The organism is Microcoleus sp. Pol12A5 (assembly GCF_036701435.1).
Classification (GTDB): Bacteria; Cyanobacteriota; Cyanobacteriia; order Cyanobacteriales; family Microcoleaceae; genus Microcoleus.
The window spans coordinates 26,986-39,071 of record NZ_JAUBQU010000059.1 but is presented as its reverse complement, the minus strand read 5'-3'; the positions used below and the strand labels follow the sequence as shown (position 1 = coordinate 39,071).

The window sequence follows — 12,086 nt, the reverse complement described above, 5'->3', positions numbered from 1 at the left end:
GCGCGATCGGGGGATTGATAAGATTACCGTTGAGGTGCTTTACGCAGCGAAGGAATCTGTCGGCGCGTAGTTAGTTGAGTAAGGGCATCTCTTGTGGATGCCCTTGCTTATCAAACAAATAGATTAATTTACGATAAAGTTGACTTAGGAAAAATGCCAGATATTACTCAAGACGATGGCTGGAAGGAAATATGGGCGATAGTTGACTCTAATGAATCTTGGTTAACTGATCCAGATAAGTGTTCAGAAATACAAGGGAGACTTTCCAGATTCAATTTCAACAAAAATCATAGTGCAGATCCACAGCATATTGATAATGTGATAAAAACTCTAGGAATAGGATTTTACCTGACCAAAGCTGCTGTTGAATGGGATAATCCTGTGGCAGGTAAGAGTCTACCAAACAACTGTTCTACCGCTAATGCAAGAGGCATTCAGTGGCAACTGGTGATGGCCTACGGTGGATTTGAAAGTGTTACAAAGACATTAATGTATCTGACAGGAGAAAAGAATTCATATCTTAGTATAGATCGCGTTCAACATTTTACATCTAAATGCAATAATCTCCCTAATTATATTCCCTTAATACCCCCTAATACCAACAGACAAAATCTTGATAAATGGCTTACCAAATCACCTTCTGAAACAGGTGATGAACTTCTAGATTTTCTTGGTCTTAAAAGTGGCGATCGAACTCAAATTAAAGACTGGCTTGTTAATAGCAATCAGATAGAAGATTGGGCAAATGCTACTATGTTAGCCAAGGCTTTAAGAAATGCCACTGCACATGGTGCGCTTTCACCTAGTAAAGTTAAAGAATGGGGTTTGGAACCAGCAATGAAAATTCTAGTTAAAAACCTTGGCGATCTAGTTGTTTTTGGGTTGCAGACATTAGAATCACCTAGAGTTTAGCTCAATATCAAAAATTAATCGTAAAGCGTTCGCGAAGCTTTCCAGAAGGGTAGCTATCTCGTAGGGAATCGCCCTTTTCAAACCAAGGGCGATCGCCAACCTGAAAAATTGCTATAATATCAAATGAGCCAACCTTGCTCTCAGTGAAAAAATATGTCAACCCCTACACAAACTCCCCAAACAAGCACCCTTGAGATAACTATCAATCAGGAACAAAAAGAACTGTTAGAAAAAGCAGCTACCCTGTGGGGTCTTAGTCTGAGCGAATATCTGCTCGAAGTTGCTCTAAATCTAGCCGAAGAACTGCCACTTAAACCAGAAAAGATCGTTCTTTCCGAACCCAATTGGGAAATTGTTACCTCAGCGATTGAAAACCCACCAGAACTTAACTCTAAGCTGAAAGCAGCGATCGAGAGGTATCGGCAAAAATACGATCGCAAATAAATAATGGAATGGATTTTTTGCTCTATAGATGATAGCAGGGTGATTCGGGAGAATTTTGATTGCGGTGTGCCGGAGTTAAATCAGTATCTCAAAAAATACGCCCGACAAAATCAAAGAAAAGGTATTGCTAAAACTTGGGTGGCAATTCCTCAAGACGGTGACGGTCAAGTAGCAGGTTATTATTCAATCAGTATGGCTGCATTACAACTAGAGTTACTTCCTGAAAATTACAGAAGAGGGTTGCCGCGCTACCCCCTTCCAGTCATGCGGATCGGAAAACTGGCAGTAACTCAATCAATGCAGGGTAGAAGACTAGGTGAGACACTGCTAATCGATGCTTTTAACAGAGTGATTCGTTTGTCAGAAGATATAGGAGTATTGGGAGTAATAGTTGACGCATTGAACGAACAAGCTAAGGGATTTTATTTGCAATACGAGTTCATTGCCTTAGAAGGCGATGAACTTTCACTTTTTATTCCCATGACGAGGATATTAGAAGCTTTTACATAGGTAAAAGACAAAAGTTTGTCTTAGCTTAGAAAAGGCGATCGCCCTCTTTCAACCAAGGGCGATCGCACGCTTATCAACTCGCCACCAAAATTAATCGATCGGATCGAAAACAAGAGTCAATCGAGCACCGGGAAGCAGTTGTTTGAGAACTCGCAAATGACCCTCTGCATCAGACCAATTGCGAAACCGACCGACAACGACCCTTTGTAGATTTGGAAGCAAACGAACCACGATCCACGGTCTGAGACGTTTCTCATACGGCATAATAGGTGTATCTCCTTGTTAATTGGAGCCATAGCCAGTCCTGAGCCCTCGGAAAGCATCGGACTGGCTTTTGACTGAGCCTTGATGGGATTAGACGAATTGTAACATAATAAGCCCAAATATGTGTCAGTAGATTTTTAAGAATAGGGTAACAACACGATCGGGAGCGTAAGCTTGTACCATTAAGAGCGTTGGCAAACAAACAAACATTTACATTGAGCAAGCGCGTTCACGTTACCTTTCCTGATTACGTATATGAAGCTTTGGATCGATGGGCTGACAAGCAAGGCAGATCCACGGCTAACCTGATAGCCTTTCTCGTGGAAACGGCTTTATTGGAAGCCCAACAAAGGGGAGAAGTACCCTCTGGGCCTGAAGATCCCAAAAGCGACAGGTAAAGACTTCCCTCGTGGGTTACGGGGGCGTGTCGCCCGATCGCACTTATCGAAATTGATGAAAACTAGCATCAGCGCCCGCAGTTGGCGCCCAATATTTAAAATAATTCTCTGTTTTGTCCTCGCGATCGCTTGTTAGTGCATAAGTCCTATCAGCCATCGACAGTGCCAGTTATTTAATTGTCCGCCGGCCAGTCAGTTGCAGGGAAACTCACAAAAAATATCATTCTCAGTAACGAACTTTCGACTATACATTCAATCCTCTTGCGGGGCGGGCTTCTAGCCTGCCCCTAAAAGCTTATTGAGAATAGTGCCCGATCTCAGGGGAAACGGAAACTGCATCCAAGGATTTCCTCCTTGAGGCCAATGGTGAAAACTGTACTGTTCGATCGCCCTCATCAATCCAACTTACCTAGATTAGACGCATCAACATATTTTAAAGGAATGACTTATGAACTTCACAGCAAGACTCACACAAACCAGCTTACTCGGTTTAATGCTCTTTGCCAGCAATCCAGCAGCAACCTTGGCTATAGGACAATCGAACACAAGCACTGCACCAACAGCGTCTCGCACTCAGTCTCCGATTGAAACCATACAAATAGCTAATGTATCCACTCCCCAAAAACAGGTGAGAGATTTTTGTGTTCGCAAAAGACAGACACTGGCAAACTATTTCGAGACCAGCAACTTTCGGATTTATCTGTGCTACAACCACGCTCATCAACTATATTACTACGGCGTTAAAAAGAGTAACGGCAGCACGATCGCCCTGCGAGCTCAAACTGAAGAGGGGACTGGTTACGTGGCCACAAATGGCACCTACGATTACATTGTTACAGGAGCTAGCCTTAGTATTTATAACAAAGGCAAACGCATTCTCGAACAACGAGTGATTCGCTCCCTTTAGTATTTAAATGCGATCGGGCTTTCCAGCCCCGACTTCTTCAAAAAGCCGGGGATCTAACAGAATATCTGGCTTTTCTGCTGAGGCAGACAAAAGTTTGTGTAATTTAACCTCGAATTCAAATGACCGGCGCTTCGCCACATTTGAGTTTGAGGTTAACAGGTTTCAACCGCCGAATAATCTCAAAATAAAAAAACCCTCCCCAACAAGGAGAAGGGAGGGTGAAAAGACAGTGAGAAATTTATTTTTTTGCAGAATTAACAATAAGGAGTTACATCTTCGCCACACTCGTCAGCCAAATAACACAAAGCTCGAAAGCGCAGCCCAACGACTTGCTCGTAAAGCGGATTTAACTTGCACAGCGGCGGAATGGATAATAAAGTGCGATCGCCAATTTTGACTTCTCGCTCAAACGGACACTGGCTGGGAATAAACTTACACAGCAACCGAGCCAACTTTTGACTTTTAATTGCAGTGTTATCAAGCCATTCTTTTAGCGGATGCAAGGGGTCAAAGTGTGGCTTTTGACCGTAAGGTTGAGAATTTGTAGCGACATTAACGGCGGTTTCTTGTTTGCCAAACCCTACCCAATTTGGCAGAGTTCGGTAGGAGATGGTATGCTCAAATACGTTCATTTTGCTCTGTTCCTCTTTTATAACGAGGTGCCAAGAACTCTCTGTAGAGCTTGTGCGATATTATCTACAATCAGTATCTACAGCATCTCGTTTTGCTTTACCGGATTGAACTTCTAAAATTAATGACTTAGGACGAGAAAAGTAGTTCCTGATTTTTTTTAAAGACGGTGTGCGCTCTAAAAACTGTCCTCATTTCAAGCCCAACAATTGATTGATAAGGTAAAAATTCTCTCTTCTACGTTTTAGCTTCAACCTTCGGTTGACTCTCCTTTTGTAGTTCAATTACTATTGTGAGGCATCCAGGTGAATTATCCTATACGTGAAAATGCGGAATTTTTAATAAAACTTATAATATTTCTAAATAAGCTCTGCTGCAAAAAACCCTCAAACCTCGCCCCAACAATCTTTGCTCGCGATCGCTCAGAAACTTCTACAATGAGAAATAATCGGTATCGCCGCCCTCACAACCCATGAGTAACCCAGAAACCAAAGCTATCACCCGCGAATTGCAAAGCCACGCCGCCATTCTCGGTGGCTTCGTCTCCCTCCTGTGGATTATCGAAATTGTCGATGTATTCCTGTTCGGAGGCAGGCTGAATGACTACGGAGTCCGCCCCCGCAGCCTCGACGGACTTGAAGGCATCTTGTTTATGCCTTTTCTGCACGGCAGTTTTGCTCACTTAGCCGCCAATACCCTCCCTTTTGTGACATTGGGTTGGTTGATAATGCTACGAGAAATTAGCGACTTTTTTATCGTGAGTGCCGTCACTGTGCTAGTCAGCGGATTGGGAGTTTGGCTGACGGGCGCGCCTAATTCCGTTCACATTGGTGCTAGCGGATTAATCTTTGGTTACTTCGGCTTCTTGCTGCTGCGGGGCTATTTTGAACGCAGCTTTACATCTATTTTGGTATCTTTAATTGTCGGTTTCTTCTACGGCAGTTTAATTTGGGGAGTTTTGCCCTCGCAGCAGGGAGTTTCCTGGCAAGCGCATTTCTTTGGCTTTGTCGGCGGGGTATTAACAGCTCAACTTTTAGGACGGCAGAAACGAGAAATTAACTAGAATAAGACTGAGGCTGCATGGTATCATCACCTTAGTTTATTGCCCCGAACTTATCTGAAAGCGTAGGTTTTTTGTCACTAAACCTGGTTTCTTGTGTAACAATTGCCTCCCGGATAGCAAGACTAACTGCTGACCAATAATTCAACGCGGGCCGGCAAGCACACAGTAAAAACCGAACCGCAACCTAACTCGCTTTCAACCTGCATATCGCCACCCATCATCACGCAAAAGTGACGGCTAATAGTCAATCCCAAACCCGTGCCGCCATACTTGCGCGTAGTTGAGGCGTCGCCCTGCATAAAAGCTTGAAATAAATGCTGCAATTGTTCGGGGGGAATCCCAATACCCGTATCAGCTACGCGAAAAATTATTGAGTCGGAAGGTTCTGCTATTTCTTGAGTTGTTAAGCTTTCATGTTTAACTCTTTCAATGCAGAGGGTAATAGTGCCACCTTCCGTAAATTTGGCTGCATTGCTCAGCAGGTTGAGCAATATTTGACGAGTTTTGGTAATGTCAGCATACATAATTCCCAAGTCGCTACCACAATCAACTTCAAACTTATTAGAATTTTTATCTACCAAGGGTTTGACAGTAGAAACTACCTCGTCAATTAAATTAACCGGATTGAAAGTTTCTAAGTAAAGTTCCATCCGACCCGCTTCAATCTTAGAAATATCTAGAATGTCGCTAATTAAAGATAGCAAGTGTTTGCCCGCTGTTTGAATTTTTTGCAAGTCGGGGATAAAATCTTCGCAGCCTAAATCCTCGGCGTCTTCTTTGAGGATATCGCTGTAACCAATAATCGCGTTGAGAGGAGTTCGCAATTCGTGGCTCATATTAGCTAAAAAAGCGCTTTTGGCTTGGTTTGCAGCTTGAGCGGTTTGAGCGACTTTTTGGAATTCTTCTGCTAATTTGCGCTGGGTAATATCTTCGGCAATACCGACGATGCGGTAAATTTCTCCGGTTTGGCTGCGGACTGGAAAAGCCCGATCGCGCACCCAGCAAACTGAACCGTCGGTTGGCGTAGCCCCCTTAGGGGATCGCACTACCCGATACTCTTCATCATAATCGCCCCGCACCTGTTTCTCAAAAGCAGCCTTGACGCGATCGAGATCCTCCGGGTGAATAGCATCCCAAAAAGCCTCCGGTTCTGATTGCAAACTCTGACAGCTCAAATTCCATATTTTTTCGCAAGCAGGGCTCACATAAACTAGCTGCTTTTGATTGGGTTCTCTAATCCAAAATACCTCATGAATATTTTCTGCCAACTGACGAAACCGCTCCTCGCTGGCCCGCAACTTCTCCACAGCACTGTGAAATTCAGTCACATCCTGAATCAGCGATGCCACCCCGATGATGGTGCCGTCAGCATCAACCAAAGTCGTATTGTACCACTCGCAAAGAATAATTTTGCCATCCTTTCGGATGTTCTCGTTAATGCTACTAATTCCTCCTTGATTAGTGAGCAAAGTTATAGATAGTTGCCTAACATACTCCTTAGCACTTTCAGGAACTATTAGATCGACTCCGTGGCGTCCCATTGCTTCCAAGCGGCTGTATCCAAAAATTCTTTCGGCTGACAAATTCCATTCCGCTACTTCAAAGTTGAGATCCCATTCAATCGCGCCCAATGGAGTTTGGTGAAGATGGAGAGCCAGTTTTTGCTGCGATTTTTTCAGAGAAAGAATTAATTCATTTTTGTCGGCTATCGCAGATTCTACCCGCTCTTCGAGAGTAGTAAACGACTCTTCCAATTGACCGGCCATCCTATTAAAAGAGCGAGCTAAGACACCCACCTCATCCTCCCGATCTACAGACGCCATCAAGCGGGGATCTACCGCCATCCCGTCCCATTCTTCCCGCGACAAAGCCTCCGCAGCCTTGCTCAGACGCTGAATCGGTACAACAATCCACCTAGAAGTCAGAGCGCCAATCGCCGTTGCCAGCACCAAAGCACCCAGACACATCACCACAGTATACCGAGTGTTGGCATTAATCCTTTCCATAAAATCGGCTTCAGGAACCGTCACCACAATCAACCAGTCGAGGCCCCTGCTGTCTAAAAGCGGCGTCACCTGTAGAAATTGCCGTTGACCGTCGATCGTAAAATCTAACTGGCGAGAGCTGTCAATTTTGTGCAAATCCCCGAAGCGTTCTGTCAAATAGCGGGCGGTCGATCGAATTAGAACATTCTTGCTGCTCGTTGCCACAATCCGTTTCGCAACACCATTGCTAACAATAAATGGCGGTTCCTGAGTAGAATTTGCCACCAATTGCCCAGACCTTTCTACAATAAAAGTCTGTCCTGATTTGCCAATTTTTAGAGTTTCCAAGAATTGATTGAGCTTGGAAAGTGCCAAGTCAGAACCCAGGATGCCAATCAGTTTACCATCCTCGCCATAAACTGGTTGAGCAGCCGTAATCGCTAGTTTGGGAGCGTCAAAATAATTATAGATTTTACTCCAAGTCGGTTTGCCTGCCCGCACCGGAGCTATGTACCAAGGTCGGACGCGGGGGTCGTAGTTGATAGTGGTTTTTAATAGCTTGGTTTGTTTCTCGAACTGGGACAGCCCGTAGCTATGCAAATTATAGCCAGTAGATTGATTAGAAATCTGAACTTGCAACTTGCCGTCGTCGAGGCGTTCAACTCCAATAAAATCTTTTGCTTCGGATGCGAATTGAATGTAGCTAATTTTATCAAAAATTTTTATTTGTTTGTAGAAGTAGCGTTGCAAACTATCACTATCCTGCTCGTTCACAATGCCGAGACGGATGGCATCGAGATTTAGCTGATTGATTTGGTGTGGCGTTTCAATATAACTATTAATATGTTGCTGGATACGCGATGTGACTTCTGTCCGCAGTTGTGCGGCAACATGGTTGACGGCTATGCGCCCGTTCCGCAGCGACAGCCACCCCGTCAACCCTACCGCAGCGAAAGTCTGGAGGGCAAAAGGCACAACAAGGACGATGCGAATTGGCACTTTGCCCGACATTTTTAAAATCGGGTCGGTCAGATATTTGATTGGCATGGTAAAGCAGAACTCTTATGAACCCACAACATTCCGGTCAAGTACAACTTGATGAGCGCAGGTTTTGAAGTTGAGATGGTTTTAGTAGGCACAGTGCTGTTAATAACTCGGAATCTGCCGCTGGCAACTGAATTTTTAACGACTGCCACCGCCATCTTAGCGCGATCGCGAGCTTTGGGAACATTGGCGATCGAGATGAATGCAGTATCAATTCTCCATGCACTCTACACGCTCATAATATTATAGATTTTGAGATTAAAGAATTGAATAATTGGGAAAAACTGATTCTGTAAGGGTTTAGAAGTTGCCTGCTGTTGCATTCTTTTTTTTAACCGGTTTCAGAAACCGGGTTTTTTAGCGTTTTGGCGGGCTGTAACTATTGTCGTGAAAAAACCCATTGGTGAATAGCCACCCGTCCATCCGCCACTAACTATTTTTCCACTTCTGAGGCGCCCTAATCAAACAAATCGAGTTTTTGGTTGACTCATTCCTGAAAAGACGTATTCTGGGGTTTCAACCGGGTTGCTGGGTTAGTTCTATTTTTCCGATAGCGCGATCGAAAATTATAAGTTTTCACAGCAACTGCAATTGATATCTCCACAAGCAGCTACTTTGGATAGAGTGCAACTTAATGCCGACTCGGTACAATAAGCGCATAGTAGGATGCAACTAGCGGAGGCATGGATGATGAACGCAGTTATTGCTACTCTTGGCACTGCTCTCGGACTGAGCTCAATTTTTATCGGTTTAACCCCGGCGGTTCTCGCCCAACAAAGACTGCAAGCAGCGCCCCAATATTCGGAAACGACTTTATCTGGGGATTCATTGAGGGCCGTGGAGGACAGAACCTTAGACTCGGACTACCAAAACTTGATTGGTGAACCAGAAACGGCAGGTAATTCTGCTAGAAGGGAAAGCAGCTTGGGCGACACATTTCGCCTCAAAATCGATGGCCCATTGGAATTTATTACTACTCCTTCGGACGCCCAGCGTCAAGGAAATCCTTTACCTCCAAAACAAACCGACAGCGGTACAGAAGCGGGAGTTCAGCTTCAGCTAGGACTTTAGCAATTTTAAATGAATTCATTTAAAGCAAGCGATCGCGGAACCCAATTTTTGACTCTCGGAGTTATTGTGACTGCGATCGCTTTTTTATCAGAGTTTTATCACAAGTTTTGTGCGGTTTCCCTCACACAAGGTTCTCTATTGTGAACCTACAATTAGACCAATTAAACTTCCGATACAGACCGATTAGCTACATTTCTTTACAATAGCGCATAAAACTGGCGGTGAAGGTGATGAGAAAGGCTCAACTTATCGATTATTTGCGGGGAGAGTTGGCGATATCGAATTCGGCGATCGCCGTTGCTCTCCGACACGGTGAACAAGATGCCGGCGAACTGCCGATGGTACTGTGGCAGTACGGGTTAGTAACACTGGAACAGTTAAACCTAATTTTTGATTGGCTGGAAGCTCAGCCGACTTAGCAATTTAAAATCCTGAGTTAAAAAATATGGATATCGGATTGCAATTTTTTGACAAATAAAGCTTGCACAAACGGTCGTCGAAAAGTATAGGGTTGAGTGTTTAGGTTGAGGGTGGGTCTTATTTTGTCCCAATTAGAAAAATACAAATATACAGTAGGGACACAGCAGTGCTGTGTCCTCATTTTTTTGCCGCCTAAAATAAACTGCTTTCATATCAAATGTGGCAGCATCGGAATTAATATAGCCCACAGATTTCGAGACGGCAGTGGCGTCTCCTCTATATCATGTCGCTCGTGCAACCGGAAACGCTATCAATCGTCGAAGATGCGATCGCCGACGGCCTCCAACAGACGGCATAAAACAAACCCCAGCAACTTTTAGGCTGCCGGGGCTTGTCTTGTTTAATTTGGTGGCGGGAAGTGGATTTGAACCACTGACCTTCGGGTTATGAGCCCGACGAGCTACCAGGCTGCTCTATCCCGCGTCGCTTTGTCTCTCTGTAGTGGTTTCCAAAAACAAAACCCTGAAACCTTAACGATTACAGGGTTCGCTTGAATTTGGTGGCGGGAAGTGGATTTGAACCACTGAGTAGCCATATTTAGAGCCAAAAAACACTACTTTCTCTTTCAGTTCTCTCTCAAGCAATCACAACCATTTGAAAGCTGAGAGAAAAATGAGAGAAGATTCTAAGGTAATAACTGTAAGCACTTCAGGCGATTACCTCATTGGCTACGAGAGAATCCTAGATTACTTTAAAGAAGCTCAAAAAGAATGTCCAAAAGGCGTAGGACTAAAGAGAGAAAGCAAACCCAGCGCTAACTACATATCTCTTCAGTTCAAAATAGGTTCTAAGCGTGTAGCTAAAGCTTGTGGCTGCAATCTATCTATGTCTGGGATAAGCGAGGCTCTAAAAAAGGCTAAATCTGTAGCTGAGGCATTGGGTAAGTTTTCCAGTGAGACGGAATTTTGGAACTGGTATGATGACCAGATTCTAGAAAAGAATGTCATTAAGAATGATGTAATGACATTTGCAGAAGCAATAGCTTTAGTAGAGAACGCTTACTGGGAGGGTTACACCAAAAAAAGGCAGAAACGAGACAAAGAGAATGTATCGCACCAAAACACTTTCTATCAGGTGTACAGTAAATATTACAAGCTTTTGCCTCAAGACAAGAAAGTTAACCTCACTGAGATAATGACTGTAATCAACAGTAAGGAAAAAGGAAGTAAGACCTATAAAAACTGCTTGTGTGCAATGAGGAAGTTAGCTGAGACTATTAGCAACTCTAAGCTACAGGAAGAATTAAGCCAAATAGACGGTAAGCAAACCATCTATCGAGATGACCTTCAAATGGTATCGATTGAAGACTTTTTACAACTTCGTAGAGAAGTCTTAGATATCCCCTCTGGTGATAAGCGGTACAACTTAGAATCTAGGAAAGCTTGGTTGTGGGTTTTCAGTATGCAAGTGGTGTATGGATTGAGAGTACATGAGGTTTTTGCAATACAGAATGCTGACCAGCCTTTTCTTACCAAAGACAACATCTCTATTCCTGCATTGAATGACCCTAAGAATACAAAAATGGTTGCAGTAGTAGGAGATAAAACCTTACTTGAAACTACTACTAAGACAGGTTACAGACTCACTGTACCTATGATTCCCCCAACTCATCCTAACTTGATAGAGCAGCTAGAGATTAAGTCAGGCAGTTTTCCTCAAATCAATTTAGTTTCAACTAAAAACACCACAATAGCCGTAAAATACGCTAAAACAGCGCACCGGAACTTAAAAGCTTGGAGCAAGTACATTACCCAGACTCACGCTTTCCGTCATTTAAGTAACCTTAACGGTATGATGTCAGGTGTCAGCCTTGAAACGAGAGCTATGAGTTTAGGTCACTCTCCTATGATGAATGACACGGTGTATAAGAAACGACAGACTACTAAGACTACGATGGACTTGCTAACTAAATCCAACAATCAGGCTATTCCTCTACTCTCTGCTATTGAGGTTCTAAGACAAGTAGGTTCTGATGTTAAAACAATTACTCTACTCTCTGCTATCTACAGCGTTACTCCAGAGGAAATTGTAGAATTCTTAGAGACATAGCAGTTAGATAGATGCTAGCGGGCGACTAATATCTAAATCTGGTAAAAGAGAAAGGTAAATTTCAGAGGATAGAGGCGAAAAACTTCTATCCTTTTCATTGATGTGCGTTGGTACGGTAAACCGAACATCATGAGATACGGTAATCTGGAAATTGCTTACTCTGTCCATTCAATTAACGACTTTCTATAATGAGTAATAGGTAAACACTGAACCTTGACAATTTAGGAGTCTCTTATTTTCTTGTCTTACAAGCAAGAACTTAGAGATTCTCGGTTTCTAGCGATTTTGCTATGGCAATCTCCGTTAGAACATTTTAGTGGTGTTTATAT

The 12,086-nt window shown here is 43.5% G+C and carries 13 protein-coding genes and 1 tRNA gene; 11 read left to right on the top strand and 3 right to left on the bottom strand.

Annotated elements, in window-relative coordinates:
• The first annotated feature begins 93 nt into the window (after nucleotides 1-93).
• The 5 genes from QUA45_RS16900 to QUA45_RS16880 all read left to right on the top strand — a co-directional run bounded on the left by QUA45_RS16900 (nucleotide 94) and on the right by QUA45_RS16880 (nucleotide 3,435).
• Nucleotides 94-912, top strand: coding sequence for a hypothetical protein (locus QUA45_RS16900; RefSeq protein ID WP_333221623.1), 819 nt, complete (start codon nucleotides 94-96; stop codon nucleotides 910-912).
• Nucleotides 913-1,065: 153 nt separating this feature from the next.
• Nucleotides 1,066-1,356 carry a DUF1778 domain-containing protein gene (locus QUA45_RS16895; protein ID WP_333180649.1) on the top strand — a complete coding sequence of 97 codons (291 nt, stop codon included), beginning with the start codon at nucleotides 1,066-1,068 and terminating at the stop codon, nucleotides 1,354-1,356.
• Nucleotides 1,357-1,359: 3 nt separating this feature from the next.
• Nucleotides 1,360-1,866 (top strand): GNAT family N-acetyltransferase, encoded by a 507-nt coding sequence (locus QUA45_RS16890; protein ID WP_333221621.1) that lies wholly within the window; start codon nucleotides 1,360-1,362, stop codon nucleotides 1,864-1,866.
• A 455-nt stretch (nucleotides 1,867-2,321) separates the two neighbouring features.
• Nucleotides 2,322-2,528 (top strand): ribbon-helix-helix domain-containing protein, encoded by a 207-nt coding sequence (locus tag QUA45_RS16885; protein ID WP_333221619.1) that lies wholly within the window; start codon nucleotides 2,322-2,324, stop codon nucleotides 2,526-2,528.
• Between the two features lie 448 nt (nucleotides 2,529-2,976).
• Nucleotides 2,977-3,435 (top strand): hypothetical protein, encoded by a 459-nt coding sequence (locus QUA45_RS16880; RefSeq protein ID WP_333221617.1) that lies wholly within the window; start codon nucleotides 2,977-2,979, stop codon nucleotides 3,433-3,435.
• Between the two features lie 254 nt (nucleotides 3,436-3,689).
• On the opposite strand, the gene QUA45_RS16875 is transcribed toward QUA45_RS16880, so the two are convergent.
• Nucleotides 3,690-4,067 (bottom strand): Mo-dependent nitrogenase C-terminal domain-containing protein, encoded by a 378-nt coding sequence (locus QUA45_RS16875; RefSeq protein WP_333148937.1) that lies wholly within the window; start codon nucleotides 4,065-4,067, stop codon nucleotides 3,690-3,692.
• A gap of 470 nt (nucleotides 4,068-4,537) precedes the next feature.
• Between QUA45_RS16875 and QUA45_RS16870 the strand changes: the two genes are divergently transcribed.
• Nucleotides 4,538-5,128, top strand: a complete 591-nt coding sequence (locus QUA45_RS16870) for a rhomboid family intramembrane serine protease (RefSeq protein WP_333099659.1) — start codon at nucleotides 4,538-4,540, stop codon at nucleotides 5,126-5,128.
• Between the two features lie 122 nt (nucleotides 5,129-5,250).
• On the opposite strand, the gene QUA45_RS16865 is transcribed toward QUA45_RS16870, so the two are convergent.
• Nucleotides 5,251-8,160, bottom strand: a complete 2,910-nt coding sequence (locus QUA45_RS16865; protein WP_333099658.1) for a PAS domain S-box protein — start codon at nucleotides 8,158-8,160, stop codon at nucleotides 5,251-5,253.
• Between the two features lie 51 nt (nucleotides 8,161-8,211).
• Here QUA45_RS16865 and QUA45_RS16860 point away from each other — a divergent pair, with 51 nt between their 5' ends.
• From QUA45_RS16860 to QUA45_RS16845, 4 genes are all read left to right on the top strand, one after another.
• Nucleotides 8,212-8,406, top strand: coding sequence for a hypothetical protein (locus tag QUA45_RS16860; RefSeq protein ID WP_333099657.1), 195 nt, complete (start codon nucleotides 8,212-8,214; stop codon nucleotides 8,404-8,406).
• Between the two features lie 438 nt (nucleotides 8,407-8,844).
• Nucleotides 8,845-9,228, top strand: a complete 384-nt coding sequence (locus QUA45_RS16855) for a hypothetical protein (RefSeq protein ID WP_333099656.1) — start codon at nucleotides 8,845-8,847, stop codon at nucleotides 9,226-9,228.
• A 9-nt stretch (nucleotides 9,229-9,237) separates the two neighbouring features.
• Nucleotides 9,238-9,372 carry a hypothetical protein gene (locus QUA45_RS16850; protein WP_333073122.1) on the top strand — a complete coding sequence of 45 codons (135 nt, stop codon included), beginning with the start codon at nucleotides 9,238-9,240 and terminating at the stop codon, nucleotides 9,370-9,372.
• A gap of 86 nt (nucleotides 9,373-9,458) precedes the next feature.
• Entirely contained in the window at nucleotides 9,459-9,647 is a 189-nt protein-coding gene (locus tag QUA45_RS16845; RefSeq protein WP_333099655.1) for a DUF2949 domain-containing protein, read from the top strand.
• A gap of 407 nt (nucleotides 9,648-10,054) precedes the next feature.
• On the opposite strand, the gene QUA45_RS16840 is transcribed toward QUA45_RS16845, so the two are convergent.
• Nucleotides 10,055-10,131 (bottom strand) — tRNA-Met (locus QUA45_RS16840).
• Nucleotides 10,132-10,320: 189 nt separating this feature from the next.
• On the opposite strand from QUA45_RS16840, the gene QUA45_RS16835 reads away from it, so the two are divergent.
• The gene (locus QUA45_RS16835) at nucleotides 10,321-11,757 is read left to right on the top strand and encodes a hypothetical protein (RefSeq protein WP_333221615.1); all 1,437 of its coding nucleotides are present in this window, start codon (nucleotides 10,321-10,323) and stop codon (nucleotides 11,755-11,757) included.
• Nucleotides 11,758-12,086 lie beyond the last annotated feature (329 nt).

Coding starts and splice junctions, on each gene's coding strand:
- QUA45_RS16895 (WP_333180649.1), top strand. CDS start 1,066: ATGTCAACCCCTACACAAACTCCCCAAACAAGCACCCTTGAGATAACT.
- QUA45_RS16890 (WP_333221621.1), top strand. CDS start 1,360: ATGGAATGGATTTTTTGCTCTATAGATGATAGCAGGGTGATTCGGGAG.
- QUA45_RS16880 (WP_333221617.1), top strand. CDS start 2,977: ATGAACTTCACAGCAAGACTCACACAAACCAGCTTACTCGGTTTAATG.
- QUA45_RS16875 (WP_333148937.1), bottom strand. CDS start 4,067: ATGAACGTATTTGAGCATACCATCTCCTACCGAACTCTGCCAAATTGG.
- QUA45_RS16870 (WP_333099659.1), top strand. CDS start 4,538: ATGAGTAACCCAGAAACCAAAGCTATCACCCGCGAATTGCAAAGCCAC.
- QUA45_RS16865 (WP_333099658.1), bottom strand. CDS start 8,160: ATGCCAATCAAATATCTGACCGACCCGATTTTAAAAATGTCGGGCAAA.
- QUA45_RS16860 (WP_333099657.1), top strand. CDS start 8,212: ATGAGCGCAGGTTTTGAAGTTGAGATGGTTTTAGTAGGCACAGTGCTG.
- QUA45_RS16855 (WP_333099656.1), top strand. CDS start 8,845: ATGATGAACGCAGTTATTGCTACTCTTGGCACTGCTCTCGGACTGAGC.
- QUA45_RS16850 (WP_333073122.1), top strand. CDS start 9,238: ATGAATTCATTTAAAGCAAGCGATCGCGGAACCCAATTTTTGACTCTC.
- QUA45_RS16845 (WP_333099655.1), top strand. CDS start 9,459: ATGAGAAAGGCTCAACTTATCGATTATTTGCGGGGAGAGTTGGCGATA.
- QUA45_RS16835 (WP_333221615.1), top strand. CDS start 10,321: ATGAGAGAAGATTCTAAGGTAATAACTGTAAGCACTTCAGGCGATTAC.